Consider the following 19,196-nt stretch of genomic DNA (forward strand, 5'->3'; position numbering starts at 1 on the left):
CACATGCTTGAATATGGGAATTCACCCTTTATTAGTACACTCGCTTTTTGTACTAACGGGGCATTAAATACGGTAAACAGAATATTTTGAGGATCATTGAAGTAACTATTCTGGGGTTTCTTCTAAAGAAGGGATATTAATTTTTTTGTTGAAAGCTTAAAAGTATTTTGATTATAAAGGTTGAATATTGAATTATAAAAGAAGAAAAAACACTCTTTAAAATTTTACGTCAATAATCGACATGTTGATGTACTCATTGCAAAACTTTGTAAATTAATAGCGCATATTGTTACTACCTTGTGAATATAATAGCCACATGCAATTTAAGCTTTTAATTAATTTATTAAGGAATTAGGATGAAACGAAGGAGTGTAAAATTGTCGATTTCAAATCCTCAATACGCATTTTTAGAGGTTGATTTTCATAATCCTAATTTAACTCTAGCAGAACTGAAGGTTGAGAATATTTCTGAAGGGGTACGGGAAAATAATGAACTCGTAGGAAATACAAAAATAGCATCGAAAATAATACCACCTAATGTATATATAAAATTAAACGGGATAATTGGATTGCTCTTATTGATACCAATAGATATTTATTGTATTACGGCTTTGGTGGTATCTGAATTCTTATCAAAATAAAAAGTTAAAACCACCATTATAAGGGTTAACCCGATGAGTACGATAGATCGTTTACTCTGAATAACCAACAACTGTAAGCTAAAACACCGTTGTCGTAGGTTATTCTTAAGATCGAATGCGAAAGCGAGACAGTGTGTCATGAAGGAAAAAAGTAAGTAATAATCAGCCCGGAATTATTTCCGGTTTTTTTGTACTTTAAGAAATCGAAAGAGATGGAACTAGGTGATGTTTACACAATAAGAAAAGCCCCAATACACACCTTTTTCTAAGGTGAATATTGGGAGTTAGTTTATCACTATTAACGTTTATTTTCATTTTGAATATTACTGAAATCTACTTCTTCAGCGAACTCTTCTCTGTTTTCATTTTTACGTTCTCTGTTAGCATTTTGATTTTGATTCTGCTGTTTTTTGTTGTCTTGAGTTTTATTATTTTTATGTTTATTATTACCCATGATCATCTCACCTCCACCATTAGTGTGAGAGAAAGATGATTTTTTATCCGCATAACTTACAATTAATTAATGAAATATATGTAATGAAACAAAAGGTATGGATAAAGTAACATTTTCACCTCCACAACACTAACCACGAGTTTAAATTGAGCGGATCAATTTAAACTTCATACGGAATGGAAGCAAGAGAGCTACCACGAGAACTTGTCAAATAGAGGGATGATTGGATAAAAATATTATGTAAACTATAATCTTATGGATACCAGTAGATATTTATTGTGCCGCGGCTTTGGTAGTAGATTAATTCATAACATAATTAAAAGTTAAAACCACTATCCATCATAACAATGAAGGTGTTCTGTGGTTAGATTATATAATTGTAACAAGTGGATAGTTAACCCGAAAATTCTACGAGAATTTTCGGGTTGTCTAATATTATGCATACATAGGCATTTGAGAAGTAGATATAGCAATAAACATAAACATCTCATGTGTTGTTCATACACTCCGTACATTGCGAGGCTGTTGCTTGAATGGAGTTAGTATAATAAAAAGTTGAAAGGCCAAATCCTAATAAAAGGGATTTAGTTTTTGTAGAAAATATTTACAGAACTAGTATTTATAATGTAAAGTTGATCGTGTGAAAATAATTAATTAGGAGTGAAGTAAAGATTACGAAAGGAAGGGATTCAATGACTGAAAGCGGTAAAGCTTTTGCATACTCTTGCATATTTAAAAATGCAAAAGAATCCTGTGAAAGATTTATAATCAGATGAAGATTATATTAATTGGTCAAAAAAGTGCCATAAAGATTCAAAAGCATTTTATTTGGCTTGAAATATTAAACAGTGAACTTCTTAAGACTAAGACATGGGGTTAATAAAAAAATACATGAGACAAAAAGAAAAGGGTTATGTTACATAAAGGATTAAAGATATTTTCGAAGAAATTATATAATGAAGCATTTGTTAAAATTTTTTATGGAGGCGGACTATGAAGACGGAAATGATTATAACCGTAGTTATAATTTTAGGAATAGTAATCTTAATAGACAAAATATACGGAAAAATTAATATAGAAAATTATTCTCCTATTTGGGAGTATTTTTCTAAAGCAATTCTCTATGGGTTTATTGCTAGCGTTACATTATTCTATGGAAAAGAATCGCTAAGAGATGTTAATCTACTAGAATGGGCCATCATTGCAGTTTCAGCAATAGAAGGAACAGGGAACTATATTAATTATGTAAAAGAATCAAAAAGAAGAAAAGAAGAAAAAAGAAAGCCTTGAGGTAATCAAACTTAGATACATAATGAAAAATAATTCTTCAACTTAATAGAGTCGCTGATCAAAAAGGGATTGATGCTATTTTTGTAAGTGAAAGTAGAAAATACAGTAAGTTGGTATTTCGCTAAAGTAGAGCAGAGTCATTTTTTAATTTAATTTAACCCACCAGCACCCATATGTTGCCACATACACTCCGCACACTGTGAAGCGGTGACGTTGCTGGAAACGGTGGGGGACAGCAATGATGCCCAATCAGTTTAAACTTCTTACGTATGGTAGCAGAGAGCACCATGAGAACGAGAACTTACCAAATAGAGGAACACTTTATTGAATAAAAATATTATGAAACTATTAGAAGGAATTTGAAGATTTTATATGAAGTGGAATAATTCAATCGGAACATCCAAAAGAGTATGTAATCCTTACACTTGTCATTGACATTTTCTTCTTCAAAACAGCATTTCCGCAATGACAATCATATGTGTAGGTTCAAATTCCTTATAACCTAATGCCCGTCAGTAAGGGGAGAACAAAAAAATCACCCATGTCATGAAGAGTGATTTTCGAAATCTATTAAAGGTTTAGATTCATAACAATTTGCTCGCCAATACGTCCCATTCTTCTTTCCCCGTTATCGACAAAGCCAACTTTTAAATACAAATTTTGAGCAGGAATATTTTTATGATTAACGACTAAAACGACTTCATTACAATCTTTAAATTTTCTTTTAATAAATTCAGGCAGTGCAAGCATCCCTTTTTTGGCATACCCATGTCCTTGTTGTTTATGATCAATAGATAATGCAGTAAGCAGCATAGCTTTTGGATTATTAGAGTACTCGTTTACTCTATCAGTTGCGTGCAGGACAAAAAATCCTACAGGAACATGGTCACTCAAAATAACAATCGGATATTGTCCAACCATTTCTATAGAAATCTCTTTTGGAAGGGAAGTAAATTGACTTTGTTCTTCTGGAAGGTCAAAGTCATTCAAACTATCCACATACTCTTCAGAGAAATGTACTAATTCGATGGTGTTCGTTTTTTGCATAAAATTGCCTCCTTTTTTTATTATTCTAATACCGGAACAAACGTTCGTCAAGCGACTTGGTTTGTAAATGATATGTAATCACGTTTAATTTGATGGTGAAATATATGAATCGACATGTATATATTTAACTTCTTTCAGCGGTGTCCAAACACCGCTGAAATGGAGGAACTCAGTCTAAGAACGCCACGTCCTGTGGCAACAACTGAGTGACCAATATCTTGTTTTCTGTAGCGAAAGCAAAGCGACAGTTACAATTATGCCGGGGCATAATTGATTAGCTGCTGCTATTTATGATGTTGTAGTACATAAAGTTTATCAAGGAAGAGGGATTGCCAGAACTCTTTTAGAGGACATCATTTGCCAATTAGGGGATGTTTCTTGTATTCAGTTAATTTCAACAACAGGAAATGAACGTTTTTACGAAAAGATTGGCTTTAAAAAGTTGAAAACTGGTATGGCTATGTACAAAAATCCTCAACTAGCCGAGGAGTACTTGGAAAGTAATAATCATTAGAACAACGTTTTTTTAATTTGGGAACTTATTTTAAGGAGTTAAAAATATATGAATTGTTTATGTATGCAAAAAGAAACATATGAGTTAAAAGATGAAGGAGATATAGGAGCCGATCCTTTATGGTGTGAAAAATGTAGTTGCAACTAGGAGTTATTCCAATTTCAACAGGTTTAAAATTAACAATAATTGATTAATTAATTGGGTACAGAGTTACGAGAAATGGATTGATTGGGATCAAGTTGGAATAGTTCCAAATGGGGTTGAACTTGAAGAGGAGTATAATAAACAAGGGCTGAAATTAACAGGAAAAGTAAGACGAGAACTTGCAGGGAAATATCAAGTCTCATTTTCGCCTTCCACATTTGGAAAAAGGCATATAAATAGTGTTAGTTAGTCCTTATTTATTAAAAAAAGCTGTAGCGTACGGCATCGCTACAGCTCAATAGGTTAGTCAGTAACAAGATTATATCATAGTGTAGAGAAAACTAAAAATAACAGCAGCTATATTGCTACAATAGAACCAAAAAAGCTTAAAGATATTCAAAAATGACTGTGGGGATGTCATATATCAAAATTTGGACAAGGATGGAAGAAGGGGAGTTTACAATGATTTATCCATATAGAAATGACGCTAGAAAAACGCTAATTCCTTATTTAGAGTCGCTAGACGAAAATTTGTGGTTTTTACAATCCGATAATTATCCAAATACGCTTGCTTGGATTATTGCTCATATTGCAAGTAGTGAGGATTACTGGATTAATGAAATTGCCATGAAAAATGCATGTATTTTAAACCTAAACGAAAAAAGTTCAGCGAAGGAAATATTGGATGGTTATATTCAGATAAGGCATTATACTGATGAAATTTTACACTCGGTAAACTTATCTGAGCTAAATACGTTAATTGAGGTACCAAACTTTAATGATGGCTGGAAACCTCCTTCAGAACCAACGCTGAACTGGGTATTTAATCATGTATATATGCATGAAACTTATCATATCGGACAAATTGCACTTATAGCTCATCTTAATGGATTTCAAAAACCATTATTTTAAAGATGTAAAATAATAAGGGATAAATAATAATGTGATTAGGTTTAAAGAATGCTGCTGAACTTGTAGTAGAGGTAGTTGTTTTAATTGTAGGTTTTTTATATACAAGGAAGAGAGTGGCGAAAGCTGCTCTTTTTTATTGAGTATATCTTAATAGGCTTAGGAGGAAGAGATCACTCGAACTTCATTCCACTAATGATTTTTGTAACAAAAGTGCAACGGTAATTATATATGAAATTATTTAATAAATTTGTCCTTGAATCTCTAGTAGCGTCACCTTTTATGATGAATTTAGTTACTCAATTCAAAAGGTAACAATTAAATAAGATATTGGAGGAACAGCACAATGAAAAAAGAGTGTTTATTAAATAGAGGATTGGCAAGTTTAATGCATCTGTTCTCACTATTATTAACCTTTATTTTACCAATATTGGTATACTTAGTATCGAGGAATAAGAATAAATATTTTACTGACCAGGCAAAAGAAGGGATGAACCTTCACTTTACTTTCTTCCCGGTTTTTTTGTTATTAACTTTTATTTCTAAAAAATGGAGCGTAGTTTCAATGATTTCTTTTGCACTTATTATTCTTGAAACAATACTAATTTTAATTGCTGCAATTTATACTTTATATGGAAAAAAGTTTTCTTATCCCGTAATACGTTACTTTAAAGTCAATCATTAAGGAGAGAATAATTTGTGGGGAAAGGTATATTTACGATAGGTGAGCTTGTGCAAAAGTCTGGTGTTAGTATTAGAACACTACGCTATTATGACAGTATAGACCTACTGAAACCAAGTGATTATACAGAGGGTGGACATAGACTATATTCTACAGAGGACCTATCTACTTTGCAAAACATTAAGTCATTACAGTTTCTAGGCTTGTCGCTAAAGGAAATTAAAGACATGCTGCAAAAAAACAAGATTAAAGGTGAAATTATCTTAAAATCTTTAAACGATCAAAAACAGTTATTTGAAGCAAAAAAACTTGAAATCATAAATATATTATCTGATTTAAACCATCTTATTGAAACAGTGAAAGATGAGGAAATCATTAATATCGAGATATTTTGTGCTATGCTACAAAAATTAATGTTTGCTGAAAACACCGAAACATGGTTTAAAGAACACTTTTCAAAAGATATAACTGATGAATTATTTAGTATAAATAAATCTGATGAAATCGATTTAGATAGAAAATGGACTAAAGTTTTATCGGAAATTAAACATTTAACGTTTACAAACGCTATACCTTCTTCAAAAGAAGCTCAAGAAACTGTTAGAACATTACTACAACTTATGAATGAAACCTTGAAAGGAAATTTAGATTTAGTTGAAAAAAAGCTACCATCTACAGAAACATTCAAATTTCCAAATCCTTTTACAGAACAGGAGCAAATATTTTTAAAAGAAGCAATAAGTATATATCAAAACAATTGTCAGAAAATGGTGAAGAATTAAAGTATAACAAGCAGGAAAACTTAGGTTAAAAAATGGATAGTATGGGAATTGCACCTCAATTGTGACTATCAATTGGGGTGCAGACCATTATTAGTTATCTACTTTACTCTTCCTTCTGTTATCTAGTAAAAATTTAGCTCTCAAACTTTCATCATACCCTTCTACAATCGCATTTAACATCATATCCTCTCATACATACATATACCCAAGTACTCAGTGACATACATAAGAATACGATTTAAGACATATAAATAAAGGTGGTTTAATAAACTCTAAAAGCATTTGTAAAAAAATTAAGAAAATCTTCACTTTTTGCTAAGAGAAAAATTACCTTCGTTATATATACTTATAAAAAAGGAAATAAATGAAACCGTTTGAATATTTAAAACGTATTGGTAGTAGGAAAGAATATTGAAGTAGGTGAGGAAATGGCATACACCATTTACATAGTATTAACAAAAACAGGTACATTATTATCAAAAGCTATAGGTATGTATACGGGGAAAGAGATGAATCATGCGTCCATTGCTTTTGATGAGGAGCTCTTTGATATGTATAGCTTTGGGCGTAGACAACTAAACAATCCCTTAAGTGGGGGTTTTTTGCGAGAAGACGCAGAAAGAGGGCTATTTGAAACAGCCGATTGTGTCATTTATCGTTGTAAAATATCTCATTATCAATACTTAGAGATGATGAAAATCGTAGAATATATGCATTGGAATCGTGATCGCTATAAATATAATTTTATTGGGCTCTTTGGCGTGATGATGCAAAAGGAGGTACGAAGAGAGCGTGCCTATTTTTGCTCGCAATTTGTGGCGATGCTTTTAAAGGTTGGAGGGCTGAAAGTTTATCAAAACCCAGCATTAATGACACCTCATTGTATCGCACAATTACCTTATTTGGAAAAAGTATATGCAGGGAAGCTTGCAGACTATTTACAAAGTGTACGTTCACCAGCAATGTTATACGGTTAAGGAGAAACCTCGAATTATTCTAATTATTTTTTACCCTTTCTATCATGAAGCCTCGGCGTATCTAGATGAGGCTTTATACTTTAAGGTCGTTCTAGGCAGATGTCGATAAAGATTAACAATGGATATGGTCCTTAAGTCTCGAGAATTTACTCGATGTCCATCACCAATCAATGAACATAAAACTATTTTGTTATAAAATTTAAGGTAGTCAAGTTGGGTATTATTCTCTTTGGAGTATATTATATACTTTAAAGTAGAATCTGAAGTGAATATAAATTAACTCCCTTCAGTGAATATTTTGAAACGAAAGTGAAACGTCAGTTATAGAAGTCTTCCACTTCTATAGTTGGTGAAATGAATGCGGGTTTAAGTTACTTTTCAGCAGGTGTCCAAACATCTGCTAAAAGGAAGTTGAAAAATACATAAGGGGGCGTAATTGATGGGTGAAGAATTAAATACATCTGGCTGGGATGCGATTGATCAGGAATTATTAAAAGTTTATGGAGAGCAAGAGCCGAAGCATTATGGAACCGTAATTCCCTACTTATTAGGAGGCGAAGATCCGCTTGAAGGAATTAGTGCGTATAAGAGTGAGACACCAGTTCCACACTGGCATTTTGTCACTTATGGATTTTCCGAGTTATATGAAAAAGAATCAGAAAATGCTGAATACAGCGGATATGGGTTTGAGTTAACATTTCGTCTTGCCCGAAATGAAGATGAGGAGGAGCCACCAGCGTGGGCATTAAACTTGCTACAAAACATGGGAAGATATGTGTTTAACAGTGGCAATGTTTTCAGATCAGGTGACTACTTGGATGCAAATGGTCCAATTTGCCAAGACGCGGACACGCTTTTAACGGCACTTGCATTTACGTTAGATTCCGAGTTGCCTGCTATTGATACACCAAATGGACAGGTGGAGTTTATTCAAATGGTAGGTATTACAGGCGATGAGCTTGAGGCGATGCAAACGTGGAATACAATGGGGGTACTAAATGCAGGTCTTGAGTATATCCCGAGCTATGTTACTGATTTGTCTCGGGCATCTCTTTTACAGATTCCATCGATCGCAGGAGCAGTAGAAAAAGGAATGGATGAAGAGGGCTCTAGTACTGGCTTTTTATTCGTAGACCAACTGGCTTGGGAGCAGGGCAAAAAAGGATTGTTCAGCAAACAATCTAATAAATTTACGCTAGGGGCAAAGCAAGCAGGAATAATCGGCAAGCTATTACGCGGACGGATTTTAAAAGGGAAAAGCTTGACCTTAGTTAGTCAAGAAATCCGAGTTGTATTTGAGCCAGGTGAAACATGTGGGTATAGTGTGGAGGAAGCGGACGTTACCATCACTTTAAATGACAAGGCAGTTATGGAACTCCATCATAGCTTGAAGCCGCAAGAACAAGAGTTTGAAGTATCCTCTATACCTGGGCTTTCCATTCAAATTGCAAAAACGTATATTAAAGATCAGCAAGGAAACGTTGTGGAAACAATCGGATGATAAAATATAGTCTCCCGCTAAAACGAACAGTAATCCAAATGGTGTGCTTTGGGTTCGTAGTGGGAGATTTTTTTGTTAATAGTGAATCTAATGCTCAAAAAGATAGGTTTGAATGGATTAGAAAAAGAGAATTTATAAATGTAGGAGATTTGTGAGTATGAGAGTAGACGCTGAGCTTTGTGAGCAGTTAAAGCAATTGAAGATTGTAAGTGAGCAGATTGAAGAATGGATGGATATAGAAATGTCTAATCCAGAACTTTTGGAGCGTGAGCAGTTAGGATTTAGCATGGATCTTGAGGGTAACTCTCTTCTTAATGATGAAGAGGGTTCATGGCAAGCTGATTGGCTTGTTATTGGGCATATAAAACTGACAGGCGATCCGATTATTATAGAGACAGCCGAGCCTGGGCAACCAGTAGCTGTTCTCATGCATGACATGGGGGACTGGAATGTAGGACGTTATCTGGCTGGTTCAGTTTTACATTTTCAAATAGCTATACAGCAATTTATAGAGCTTATTGATCAGAAAAATGATAATCAATCGACTTGGAAAATAACTTGTATGGAGCTTGAACAATTTATTGCGGGGATAGTATCAGCAGATGAATACGCCGATAAAGATTTATGGGAGTCTCAATTGGACCCTGCCTTTCAAGCGGCTCTAGGCATGGAGACTGATTTAATCAAACAAGTGTCGGAAATAAGCAAGTGTGGAATGACTATTAAAGAAATTGCTGGCAAGTTAAAGCTGCCATTGAAAGAAGCATATGGTTATTTGAAAAAGGCGAAAGAGCTTCAAGGTTGAAGTTTGAGATAACTGTCCTGTTATCTCAAACATTTCTTTATTTATGGGAAGATAAGTAATCCAAATACTCTAACCTAGTGAGTCCACCTGTTTGACGGTGGAATTCATCTTATGTAATATCTTCTGGTAAGCCAAATTCCGCAAGTGCCTGCTTGCGCTGATCGCATGGGGAAAGAAGGTAAGCATAGACCATTAGCCTTGTATGAAGGTCCGCCATGAGTTTTCTTCAACTTTAATTAAAACTTTTTCTAGAAAACTAACTATACTGCAATGTTCAATCTTATCGTTAAACCTTTTCTGCTATAATTAATGACAGTTGAGATAGGGGTGATGAAGATGCAGATCGTTACAATTGAAGGCGTTCCATATGATTGGTTGAAGCGATTACAGGAAATTCATGCACATGTTTTTAATGGAGCAAATTTACCACTAGAAAAACTTGAAAGTAAAGAAGGACTCATTTGTTTATTAGCAGTAGAAAATGAGAATATCATAGGATTTAAACTAGGCTACACACATCCGGATGGAGTTTTTTATAGCTGGTTAGGTGGTGTGCATGAGAAGAAACGTGGTCAAGGAATTGCCAGTCATTTAATGAAGCGGCAGCATGAACATCTGCAGGCACTTGGTTTTAAAAAAGTTCGTACATACGGTAGGAATGAGCGAAAAGCAATGCTCATCACAAATCTTAAACACGGATTTGATATTGTCTCAACTTTTGTGGATAACAAAGATCAACATAAAATAGTGTTTGAAAAAATATTGGAATAGGAGTTTTAACATGAAGGCATACTTAGCAAATGGATTATTTTCTTTAGGAGATCGTTTAGTCAACGAGCAGCTCGCTGCGGCAATTAGAGAGGCAGTACCTGGTATTGAATTATATGTCCCACAGGAGAATGATGCGATTAATGATAAAACGGCCTATGCAGATAGTTTGGCGATTGCACAAGCAGATTTAGAAATGTTGCAAAATAGCGATGTATTAGTAGCTGTTTTAGATGGTGTTGAGATTGATTCAGGTGTAGCAGCAGAAATAGGTGCATTTGCGATGCTGAATCGACCAATCGTAGGCGTCTTTACAGATGTTCGTCAACAAGGTCGAGACAATATGATGAAAATAGAAGCACTTGTGCGGGACGGAATTGAAAATCAGTTTGTTTATCGTAATTTATTTGTTATTGGTTTGATTAAGCGCACGGGAGTGATTACGACTTCCATCGCTGAAGCTGTCCAAGCCGTTCAAAAATATAAAAAATAGGAGGCGTTTTGTATGTTACTATCAACAACAGATATTGTGGCTGGAAAAGAAATTGTAGAAACACTCGGCTTAGTAAAAGGTAACTCTGTACAATCAAGAAATATTGGTCGCGATATGATGGCTGGACTTCGTAATATTGTTGGAGGAGAGATGAAGGAGTATGCAGAAATGCTCGTTCGTTCCCGAGAAGTTGCTACGCAAGATATGGTGGAAGAGGCAAGACGACTAGGGGCAAATGCCGTTGTTGGGGTAAGATTTTCCACATCATCTGTTATGGATGGCACATCAGAGGTATTAGCATACGGAACAGCAGTTAAAGTAAAGGAATAATGGGTAAGGGCTTCAATAAAGTTGGAGTCCTTTTTTCGATATTTCCTACCATATACATAAAATTGAACAACATGATAAGTGATGGTGATAGAGATTGGTTTTTAAATCAAGGCTCTTTTCTCAAAGATTATTGCTATCTTGACCAAAAAAGGATGGAACGCCTATTTGTAGAACTTTTGCAGGTTAGTTTAAAGCAAACGTAAGCTAATAAATTGAAAAGACGCGCTATAATTAGTACGTCTTTGGTCACTTACACAATAATGTCCCTTTCTAATTGCCATTTTAACATATCATCTACTACTCCAATGTTATTCATATTTAATTTTTCTAACAGTCTAGTTGATGAGAAATTGTCAACCAAGCATTCAGCAATTACTTTATTAACATTCTTAAATGAAAAAGCCCATTCTATAATTTCTTTTACTGCCTCTGTTGCATATCCTTTATTTTGTGCTGAAGGTATAACTCCATATCCTACTTCAACTGTGTTTTCTGAATTAGGTTTACCTTTAAATCCAATATCACCAATAATTGTGTTTGTTTCTTTATTAATAACCAGCCTTACACCCCAACCAGAAAGGGGAGAATCTTCTTTTAATTCCTCTAAATACTGAATGATATGAGGCCCAATTTCGTATTCTTCCCTTGGAAAATTTGATAATGATTGTTCTGTACAAGGGATAATTTTGAGCCGTTGTGTTTGCAAATTCATCTTTGTTCTCCTTTTTCATAATTTTGGCTGTTGCCTCAAATGTTGATGCTAAATAAATCATTCCGGGTTAACATAAAATAGAATTTAAACTAAAACAAGCTGCTATCTTGAAGAACACCTTTTCCCCTAATTTGCAACGTTGGATACACACATATGATGAAACACCTTGAATTCGCGGAAGTAGAAGTTGAGTATCAAGAATAACGAAAGATATTGTTCGGTAGAAGAAAGATTTTGCGAAGGAAGGTAAGGTAAAGTGAATGAAATGTGAATGTGGTTCAACAGAAATGCACCGCTTTTTTCATTATGTTAGCAAAGGAATTGAGCGCTATAAGTGTTTAAAATGCGACAGTTGCTATGAAGTGCAAGGAGACTCAATGATGAAAATGGAATTGCCATCCATCAATAAGGATGCTTGGCGAGAGTTTGGAATTACCTAAGTATTCGTTAAAGTTGCTGAACAATCCGAGGTAATTGCAATAAAACGGAGTATTAAAATGAAGAAACGTCAAAGAAAAAGAATCAAAAAAATACCTACCCATTTATGCTGACGAATTTAATCTCCTTTAATGACTAATGAGGAGCGGAAAAAAGCGTATAGCGATTATCTTGATAACCACCTTCCGGAATAGAACCACTAATACGTGCTACGTTAGCCGTATCCAAAGTAAACCACGCTGAGAGCCTAAAGCGTCTGGATCTGGTCTTACGTGGCGAAGGATTAAAATTTTCTCCGTACCTTCGATTGCTTTTAAAATTTGTTCATTGAATTTCATAATAAAAAACACCTTAAATTAGATATAAATCATTCTACAAAATTATTTTGAGGGATTGGAAAAAAAGATTAGAAATACAATGGAGCAGTTATCTTTTCTTAGAAGCGGTAGGTGGGTATGGAACGGTGGGGATATGATAAAACTAATTTTCTGAAAACGCGCGAGGGTTGTGGCGAAAAATTCGATATAAGCGAAGTGTCACATAACGGCCGTTAGGGTAACTATTATTATTGCGATGAATGCGATATTATATTGGTCGGAGCTTAAACATTTATTATAAATTGGATGAAAGTGGTGGAAGTAATTGAAGAAATTTATACCTAATGCACTTACATTCGGTAATTTATTCAGTGGATTTTTAGCAATAGGATTGGTTGTAAACGGAGACACAAAAAATGCCGTAACATTCATATTCATTGCTTTGCTTTTTGATGCATTGGACGGCAGGGCAGCTAGGGTTTTGGGTGTCACAAACAATATCGGTAAAGAATTAGATTCGTTAGCAGACATTGTATCATTCGGTGTCGCGCCAGCTATTCTAGTGGCATTTACTTTTTATGAGGGCTTAGGTATCTATGGCTTGATGTTAAGTGGTATATTCCCGCTGTTTGGGTGTTATAGATTAGCAAGATTTAATGTCACGCCAACTTCTGAAACCCTAAAACACTTTACAGGTGTTCCAATTACACTTGCTGGCGGTATTGTTGCACTAATGGTGTTCTTTTCGGATTCATTAAATATTGTCGTGTTTAATATCATCTACTGGGGATTAGCATATCTAATGGTAAGCAAAGTTAAGATACCGAGTTTTAAAAAGGTTGCAATGCCAAAGAAGCGAACGATATTTATGGTGCCATTTATGGGATACATACTATACTTAGGTGTGATGAGTTATATCCATAACAAGCCGAATATGCTTTATGTAATCATTGCGCTTTGTTTGATAGCGTTAGTTGATGCTTACTTCTTTAAACCAAAGAGAAGCAAAAACGTTAAGAATATCAAGGTGATCAGAAAGAACTTCAAAATTAAAAGGCTAATTAGAAAAAAATAATTAAATTAGTTAGAAAAAATAATTTATGAACGCAGAACATATCGTTTTGCGTTTTTTTATACAAGAGAATGCTAATTAAAAGAAAGTAGAGGGAGTACAAGATGGGACATTTCACTATCGATGACGTAAAGGCATTAAAGAAAGAAGATCAAAAACTATTCATTATCGTAACAGGGGCAGATAACATTGAAACTGTTAGCCAATTAATCGAAGACTACAAACGAGTAGAAGTAGTCGGAGAAGTCAAAGCAATAAAAATTGTTAATCGTAACAGACACTTAATTAAAATCCCAGAAGGTATGAATGCTCCAATGGCGGTCGAATAGTCAGAAGTTAATGCAGAATTACATAACCTATTGAAAACGAAAACTGAAGCCGTTATCGTAACAACGTACAAATTCGATCGTGCATTGTGTGAAGGAAGCCTCATTGTTACCTTGGCGGACGGTGTAATTATAGATGTAGAAGATAAATATAATTCTGGGAACTAGGAAGGCAGCAATAAAATAAAGCGTATTTTCGAGACATCATTTTGTGTGGTGTCTTTTTTGTTGCGGTTTCCGAGCGAGAGAACAGACTTTTTCAGTTCCGGCCGTTTCGGTGCCTCACATTTATTTCGCTGCAGCTGGTTTTGTTGTGAGAGCAGCGGGGGAGAGTAGCGGTTTTTCTTGGCTGGTGTTGTTTGCGCCCCATTCAGTCTTCGTGAGAACAAGTCCACTTTGAAGGAGAGTAGTGGTCTTTCGTAGTGAGTGATGGTTGCATTTTAAAGTTCTGTTTACATATATATTAAATGTATATGATTATCCATCCTTTGAATGCAAATTTCGTAATACGGAGGGAGATAAATGGTGATGAAATGTTATTAAAAAATAAATATCTTAGGCAGCTTTTCTTTTCGTTCATAGCAATTATAGCGATTGCTATATACAATGCTTCACTTCTCAATAGAGCCTTGCAGGTTCTTTTAGTAGCTTTTTTATTTACCATAGTTTCTGATCTTGCTTTTCAGAATAAAAAGTTTCGAGACTTTTCATTATTGCAGAAAATTTCCATATTCGCAGTGGTTGCGGGCATATTTATATTAGTTTTCATATCTGTGAGACCAAGTCCACTTTGAAGGAGAGTAGCGGTCTCATTGGCGAGTGTTCTGTTTTCTTGATGGTTTTTCTTTGGTGAAAGCGGGATGCCCCATTGAACCTTATCATTGTATATACCTAAACTTGTTCCCTTGAAGAGTGCGGTGCCGCTTCCGCGAATAAAGAACTGGTTTGTTGCGAGGGATTCTCCATCGAGCGCATTCTTTATATACACCTATACTTGTCCAATTGAGAAGTCTGTACCGCTTTGCGCGGTGGGAGAGATGCTGTTCTCTGAAATGGTTGGAATTCCCCATCGAACCACTTCAGATACAACAATATCGGTCCAATTGAGACAACGTATCGTTGGGTGCAAACAAATGAATAAGTGCATTGTTCTAAACAGAGAGGTCCTATTCTTCGGATGGGTTTGTTGTGTATACCACCATATACAACCAACTCTTCTCTTTCCGCTCCTCGCATCTCCTGAGACATACACAACTAGATGGTTTGATGGATATACTTTCAAGTTTTAATTTATTGTCACCTGCAAAGGGAATTGCGATTCTATCTGATAAAGTTATGTTAGGAGAAGTGAAAACTTTACCAGTTTACCTAGAAGGTTTCATTCGAGAACTTGAAAGTCGTATAAAACTAAGTGAGAATTAGATTTGAGAATCCCTGAAAACCATTACTTCAGCAAATTAGTATGAATATAAGTGGGCAGTTCGACCTCCGAAAAAATCAACTTTAATACAATAAAATACCCAATGTTTCTAAAAAGCTCTCATTTTGAAAATCTAAATGAGAGCTTTTTCTCTGTTAAATTACGTCAAACCGTAATTCATTGGTAAAAATAAAGTTAATTATAACAAAAGTATAGTATGTTTAGTCTGTTTAATGGTTTTTGTTGTTAATTAGTATATACCAATTATACCAATATTGTAGAAAATTTATAGTTAAAAGGACTAATAGTGTCCATCTTATTTTGTATAATAGAGAAGTAACTATGAAGAGAAAGTGGGATATATGGTGGATTCACAACAAAATAAAGGCTATCGTGTCATTTCGATGTTCGACAGACTGATAGATGGTCAGGGAATTAACAAAAAACAAGAAGCATTTACACATAATGTTGGTGAAAAAACCGTACAACGGGATTTGAATGAAATTCGGGCGTATCTGGAAAAAGCTAAATTGGATTGCCATTTAGAATATGTTCGGGCAGAAAATGTGTACAGGCTGACAAAAACAGGGGAAAGTATTTTATCGAAGGAGCAAGTTTTAGCAATTGTTAAAATTCTAATCGAATCAAGAGCACTGCTAAAATCAGAAATGAGCGATATTATAGATAAGCTTATTTCGATTGTTGCAGCCGATAAGCAGGAGTTTATTCGCAATATTATTTTAAATGAAAAGCATTTATATGTAGATTTACATCATAAAAAGTCTTTATTGCGTTTAATTTGGGCTCTGTCAGAGGCGATACAAAAAAAGAAAATCATTAAAATTGATTATTTACGTGAAGGTGAAGCAATTCCGACAGAAAAGATTTTAAAACCACTTGCCGTCATTTTCTCAGAATACTATTTTTATTTAATTGCTTATGATAATAAGGTCGAAAAGGATTTGCCCATTGTCTATAGAGTCGACCGTATACAACATTTTCAAGAGCTCGAACAAAAATTTCAAATACCCTATACTGAACGTTTTCAAGAAGGAGAGTTTCGTAAGCGTATTCAGTTTATGCATGCTGGCGAGCTGTTGCGTATGAAATTTATCTTTAAAGGAACTTCCCCGCAAGCGGTATTAGATCGCTTACCAACAGCGAACATAGTATCCAAAAATGATGAGCAATATTTATTTGAAGCAGAAGTTTTTGGACATGGTATTAAAATGTGGCTGCTAAGCCAAGGGGCAAACATTGAAGTGCTAGAGCCAATTGAGCTTAGAGAAGAGATCATTGAAACGATTCAATTAATGCAGCAAAACTATAGCTATATATAAAAGACAAAAGCTATCCACAAATAAAAGGTAAAAAATCCGCTTAGAATTTAATCGAAGCGGATTTTTACCGTTTAAGAATGACTATTTTCTAAAAAAGATCCTCAAAAAACGCCATATTAAAATGATCTAAAAGCTTGTAATCTTTCATATAGTTTTCCTCATACAAATAAACGAATAAATGCTTTGAGTCATCTAATCGTATGCCAATTTCTCGTTTATCATGATTACGTACTGTTAACCAATAAGCCTCGTCATAATCTGAATTGGAAAAATAGACTTTTCGAAGCGGTTGATCTTCAAATTTCTGCATTATTTGATTGATTGTAGCTCCATCTGTAATAGTGATTGTTTTGTTATCAGAAGAACGAATCAATTCAATTTCATTAATTTGTTCAATATCAAATCGTTCAATTACCTCCTTATTAAAAGTTGAATCGCGAGTTAAAAATATAGTTGAAGCAAATAAAATGAGAAGAGGTAATAGGATGCCGATTAATAGTTTATATCGTTTTTTCATGTTAATCTCCTTAAATTCTAAAAATTCGCACATAGGTATTCTTTTCCACGCTATAATTGAGCATATACTGAATGGATAAAGGATGGCAATCAAATGACACTTAATTATGAAGAAAAAGAGATGTTGTATCCAGATGGTACATTAATGTATTGTGGCGGTGTGAAGAAAAATGACTTTGGTCATGACATTTATGATGGAAAGGGGACGCTATTTGACCAAGAAGGCGAGATTTTATTCGAGGGAGAATTCGTCAATCATATGAAGCAAGGTAACGGCATCATGTATTTAAAGGGCCAAATAATATATCAGGGCGAATTTATTCAAAATAAAAAACAAGGTAATGGTATTTTATATAAGGACGGTCAGGTATATTACGAGGGGCATTTTCGTAATGATTTAATGGAAGGTTACGGGGTTTTGTATTATGAGGAAGATGCTATTGCCCCATTTAAAGAGCTTCGTGCACAGTATCCGCATTTAAATCAGCCACAATATGAAGGTGATTTCATATGGAATCATATGCAAGGGGCAGGAAAGCTGTATTATGCACCAGAATCGCCCAATGCTGTGGAGCTAGCAAATGGTGTAACATCCCTTCAGTACGATGGCTATTTCTTTGAGGATATGAAGCATGGAAAAGGTAAGAATTATTCCAGACAAGGTGTACTTGAATCGGAGGGGCAATTTAAAGAGGATGCGATGACAGGACAGGGTACTCTTTATTATGCCAATGGACAGGCTTCCTATATTGGGGAACTTGTAAATGGAGAAAAGCACGGTCGAGGAGATTATTTTAATGAAGAAGGAAAAATTATTTATAGTGGTGAATTTATTAACGGGGAACGTTTACGAATTACACCAGAAATAGAACGGGAGATCGAAAAGTTACAGAAGCAGCTTGATGGACTTGTAGGACTTCCAAATGCCAAGAAGGAGTTACATAATCTAATCAATTTCATAAAAATTCAAAGCTTGCGTGTCGACCATGGCTTAACAAGCTTCCCAATCACATATCATCTTGTGTTCTCCGGAAATCCAGGTACAGGAAAAACAACAGTGGCGCGTATCATAGGCCAAATATACAAGCATCTTGGTGTCCTCTCAAGCGGGCATTTTGTGGAAACAGATCGTGCTGGTTTAGTAGCAGGCTATGTTGGTCAGACGGCTTTGAAGGTTCAGGAAGTTGTGAATAAAGCAAAGGGTGGCGTGCTTTTTATAGATGAAGCCTACTCACTAATCAATGATAAACAGGACGCGTTTGGTAAAGAAGCGATTGATAGCCTATTAAAAGTGATGGAGGATTTACGCGATGATCTAGTTGTGATCGTTGCTGGTTATACAGAGCTTATGGAAGAATTTTTGCTTGCCAATCCAGGTTTTAAATCGCGCTTCAATCATTTTGTGCAGATTGATAATTTTAGCACGGATGAGCTTTATGATATTTTTGCCATGCTATGTAAAAATAATGATTACTTGTATGGGGACGTATTTGGATATCATATGAAGGAGCAATTGCATCAAATTCCAGTCGAATCCATTCCAAACTTTTCGAACGGTCGTTATATACGAAACTTATTTGAAAAGCTCGTGACTATCCAGTCAAACCGTCTAATTCAACAGGAAGATATTACGAGAGAAGAATTAATGGAGTTTACAGAGGAAGATATTTTACTTGGTATAGCAGAAAGTCTATTTGATAATACATTTTAACTTCTTT

At 34.8% G+C, this 19,196-nt stretch carries 21 protein-coding genes and 1 pseudogene; 17 read left to right on the forward strand and 5 right to left on the reverse strand.

Going from position 1 to position 19,196, the window contains the following annotated elements; translation table 11 throughout:
• Positions 1-377 precede the first annotated feature (377 nt).
• Entirely contained in the window at positions 378-641 is a 264-nt protein-coding gene (locus ACQKMI_RS14055) for a hypothetical protein (RefSeq protein ID WP_427489857.1), read from the forward strand.
• 298 nt (positions 642-939) lie between these two features.
• Here the strand turns inward: ACQKMI_RS14055 and ACQKMI_RS14060 are convergent, their stop codons facing one another.
• Complete coding sequence (locus ACQKMI_RS14060) at positions 940-1,095, reverse strand: hypothetical protein (protein ID WP_427482350.1); 156 nt, start codon at positions 1,093-1,095, stop codon at positions 940-942.
• Between the two features lie 993 nt (positions 1,096-2,088).
• On the opposite strand from ACQKMI_RS14060, the gene ACQKMI_RS14065 reads away from it, so the two are divergent.
• A complete protein-coding gene (locus ACQKMI_RS14065) occupies positions 2,089-2,385 on the forward strand; it encodes a hypothetical protein (protein ID WP_427489859.1) in 297 nt (98 codons plus the stop codon).
• Positions 2,386-2,955: 570 nt separating this feature from the next.
• On the opposite strand, the gene ACQKMI_RS14070 is transcribed toward ACQKMI_RS14065, so the two are convergent.
• Positions 2,956-3,432 carry a GNAT family N-acetyltransferase gene (locus tag ACQKMI_RS14070; RefSeq protein ID WP_427489860.1) on the reverse strand — a complete coding sequence of 159 codons (477 nt, stop codon included), beginning with the start codon at positions 3,430-3,432 and terminating at the stop codon, positions 2,956-2,958.
• Between the two features lie 286 nt (positions 3,433-3,718).
• On the opposite strand from ACQKMI_RS14070, the gene ACQKMI_RS14075 reads away from it, so the two are divergent.
• The 10 genes from ACQKMI_RS14075 to ACQKMI_RS14120 all read left to right on the forward strand — a co-directional run bounded on the left by ACQKMI_RS14075 (position 3,719) and on the right by ACQKMI_RS14120 (position 11,337).
• Positions 3,719-3,946 carry a GNAT family N-acetyltransferase gene (locus ACQKMI_RS14075; protein WP_427490121.1) on the forward strand — a complete coding sequence of 76 codons (228 nt, stop codon included), beginning with the start codon at positions 3,719-3,721 and terminating at the stop codon, positions 3,944-3,946.
• A 606-nt stretch (positions 3,947-4,552) separates the two neighbouring features.
• On the forward strand, positions 4,553-5,002 hold the full coding sequence (locus ACQKMI_RS14080) for a DinB family protein (RefSeq protein ID WP_427489862.1): 450 nt from the start codon (positions 4,553-4,555) through the stop codon (positions 5,000-5,002).
• Positions 5,003-5,345: 343 nt separating this feature from the next.
• Positions 5,346-5,684, forward strand: a complete 339-nt coding sequence (locus tag ACQKMI_RS14085; RefSeq protein WP_427489864.1) for a DUF4870 domain-containing protein — start codon at positions 5,346-5,348, stop codon at positions 5,682-5,684.
• Positions 5,685-5,698: 14 nt separating this feature from the next.
• The gene (locus tag ACQKMI_RS14090) at positions 5,699-6,463 is read left to right on the forward strand and encodes a MerR family transcriptional regulator (protein ID WP_427489866.1); all 765 of its coding nucleotides are present in this window, start codon (positions 5,699-5,701) and stop codon (positions 6,461-6,463) included.
• A gap of 392 nt (positions 6,464-6,855) precedes the next feature.
• Positions 6,856-7,440, forward strand: a complete 585-nt coding sequence (locus ACQKMI_RS14095) for a hypothetical protein (protein ID WP_427489868.1) — start codon at positions 6,856-6,858, stop codon at positions 7,438-7,440.
• A gap of 439 nt (positions 7,441-7,879) precedes the next feature.
• A complete protein-coding gene (locus ACQKMI_RS14100; RefSeq protein WP_427489870.1) occupies positions 7,880-8,941 on the forward strand; it encodes a suppressor of fused domain protein in 1,062 nt (353 codons plus the stop codon).
• A 157-nt stretch (positions 8,942-9,098) separates the two neighbouring features.
• Entirely contained in the window at positions 9,099-9,746 is a 648-nt protein-coding gene (locus ACQKMI_RS14105) for a hypothetical protein (RefSeq protein WP_427489872.1), read from the forward strand.
• 336 nt (positions 9,747-10,082) lie between these two features.
• Positions 10,083-10,517: a GNAT family N-acetyltransferase gene (locus ACQKMI_RS14110; RefSeq protein WP_427489874.1), complete on the forward strand. Its 435-nt coding sequence runs from the start codon at positions 10,083-10,085 to the stop codon at positions 10,515-10,517.
• 10 nt (positions 10,518-10,527) lie between these two features.
• Positions 10,528-11,007, forward strand: coding sequence for a nucleoside 2-deoxyribosyltransferase (locus ACQKMI_RS14115; RefSeq protein WP_386846877.1), 480 nt, complete (start codon positions 10,528-10,530; stop codon positions 11,005-11,007).
• 12 nt (positions 11,008-11,019) lie between these two features.
• Positions 11,020-11,337: a YbjQ family protein gene (locus ACQKMI_RS14120; protein ID WP_427489876.1), complete on the forward strand. Its 318-nt coding sequence runs from the start codon at positions 11,020-11,022 to the stop codon at positions 11,335-11,337.
• A gap of 250 nt (positions 11,338-11,587) precedes the next feature.
• Here ACQKMI_RS14120 and ACQKMI_RS14125 read toward each other — a convergent pair whose 3' ends face one another.
• Entirely contained in the window at positions 11,588-12,049 is a 462-nt protein-coding gene (locus ACQKMI_RS14125; RefSeq protein ID WP_427489878.1) for a GNAT family N-acetyltransferase, read from the reverse strand.
• 668 nt (positions 12,050-12,717) lie between these two features.
• A pseudogene (locus ACQKMI_RS14130) lies at positions 12,718-12,825 on the reverse strand (bifunctional oligoribonuclease/PAP phosphatase NrnA); the annotation flags it as partial.
• Positions 12,826-13,129: 304 nt separating this feature from the next.
• Between ACQKMI_RS14130 and pssA the strand changes: the two are divergent.
• The 4 genes from pssA (at position 13,130) to ACQKMI_RS14150 (ending at position 16,962) form a co-directional block, all read left to right on the forward strand.
• Positions 13,130-13,879 carry a CDP-diacylglycerol--serine O-phosphatidyltransferase gene (gene pssA, locus ACQKMI_RS14135; protein WP_427489880.1) on the forward strand — a complete coding sequence of 250 codons (750 nt, stop codon included), beginning with the start codon at positions 13,130-13,132 and terminating at the stop codon, positions 13,877-13,879.
• A gap of 101 nt (positions 13,880-13,980) precedes the next feature.
• A complete protein-coding gene (locus ACQKMI_RS14140; protein ID WP_427489882.1) occupies positions 13,981-14,205 on the forward strand; it encodes a hypothetical protein in 225 nt (74 codons plus the stop codon).
• A gap of 30 nt (positions 14,206-14,235) precedes the next feature.
• Complete coding sequence (locus ACQKMI_RS14145; RefSeq protein WP_427489884.1) at positions 14,236-14,370, forward strand: hypothetical protein; 135 nt, start codon at positions 14,236-14,238, stop codon at positions 14,368-14,370.
• Positions 14,371-15,984: 1,614 nt separating this feature from the next.
• A complete protein-coding gene (locus tag ACQKMI_RS14150) occupies positions 15,985-16,962 on the forward strand; it encodes a helix-turn-helix transcriptional regulator (protein ID WP_427489886.1) in 978 nt (325 codons plus the stop codon).
• Between the two features lie 88 nt (positions 16,963-17,050).
• On the opposite strand, the gene ACQKMI_RS14155 is transcribed toward ACQKMI_RS14150, so the two are convergent.
• Positions 17,051-17,479, reverse strand: coding sequence for a hypothetical protein (locus ACQKMI_RS14155; protein WP_427489888.1), 429 nt, complete (start codon positions 17,477-17,479; stop codon positions 17,051-17,053).
• Between the two features lie 93 nt (positions 17,480-17,572).
• On the opposite strand from ACQKMI_RS14155, the gene ACQKMI_RS14160 reads away from it, so the two are divergent.
• Positions 17,573-19,189, forward strand: a complete 1,617-nt coding sequence (locus tag ACQKMI_RS14160; RefSeq protein ID WP_427489890.1) for an AAA family ATPase — start codon at positions 17,573-17,575, stop codon at positions 19,187-19,189.
• The last annotated feature ends 7 nt before the right edge of the window (positions 19,190-19,196 follow it).

This window comes from Lysinibacillus sp. NPDC097214, from assembly GCF_050277945.1.
GTDB classification, from domain to species: Bacteria; Bacillota; Bacilli; order Bacillales_A; family Planococcaceae; genus Lysinibacillus; species Lysinibacillus xylanilyticus_B.

Coding starts and splice junctions, on each gene's coding strand:
- ACQKMI_RS14065 (WP_427489859.1), top strand. CDS start 2,089: ATGAAGACGGAAATGATTATAACCGTAGTTATAATTTTAGGAATAGTA.
- ACQKMI_RS14110 (WP_427489874.1), top strand. CDS start 10,083: ATGCAGATCGTTACAATTGAAGGCGTTCCATATGATTGGTTGAAGCGA.
- ACQKMI_RS14140 (WP_427489882.1), top strand. CDS start 13,981: ATGGGACATTTCACTATCGATGACGTAAAGGCATTAAAGAAAGAAGAT.
- ACQKMI_RS14080 (WP_427489862.1), top strand. CDS start 4,553: ATGATTTATCCATATAGAAATGACGCTAGAAAAACGCTAATTCCTTAT.
- ACQKMI_RS14125 (WP_427489878.1), bottom strand. CDS start 12,049: ATGAATTTGCAAACACAACGGCTCAAAATTATCCCTTGTACAGAACAA.
- ACQKMI_RS14100 (WP_427489870.1), top strand. CDS start 7,880: ATGGGTGAAGAATTAAATACATCTGGCTGGGATGCGATTGATCAGGAA.
- ACQKMI_RS14105 (WP_427489872.1), top strand. CDS start 9,099: ATGAGAGTAGACGCTGAGCTTTGTGAGCAGTTAAAGCAATTGAAGATT.
- ACQKMI_RS14120 (WP_427489876.1), top strand. CDS start 11,020: ATGTTACTATCAACAACAGATATTGTGGCTGGAAAAGAAATTGTAGAA.
- ACQKMI_RS14160 (WP_427489890.1), top strand. CDS start 17,573: ATGACACTTAATTATGAAGAAAAAGAGATGTTGTATCCAGATGGTACA.
- ACQKMI_RS14060 (WP_427482350.1), bottom strand. CDS start 1,095: ATGGGTAATAATAAACATAAAAATAATAAAACTCAAGACAACAAAAAA.
- ACQKMI_RS14085 (WP_427489864.1), top strand. CDS start 5,346: ATGAAAAAAGAGTGTTTATTAAATAGAGGATTGGCAAGTTTAATGCAT.
- ACQKMI_RS14150 (WP_427489886.1), top strand. CDS start 15,985: ATGGTGGATTCACAACAAAATAAAGGCTATCGTGTCATTTCGATGTTC.
- ACQKMI_RS14155 (WP_427489888.1), bottom strand. CDS start 17,479: ATGAAAAAACGATATAAACTATTAATCGGCATCCTATTACCTCTTCTC.
- ACQKMI_RS14115 (WP_386846877.1), top strand. CDS start 10,528: ATGAAGGCATACTTAGCAAATGGATTATTTTCTTTAGGAGATCGTTTA.
- ACQKMI_RS14070 (WP_427489860.1), bottom strand. CDS start 3,432: ATGCAAAAAACGAACACCATCGAATTAGTACATTTCTCTGAAGAGTAT.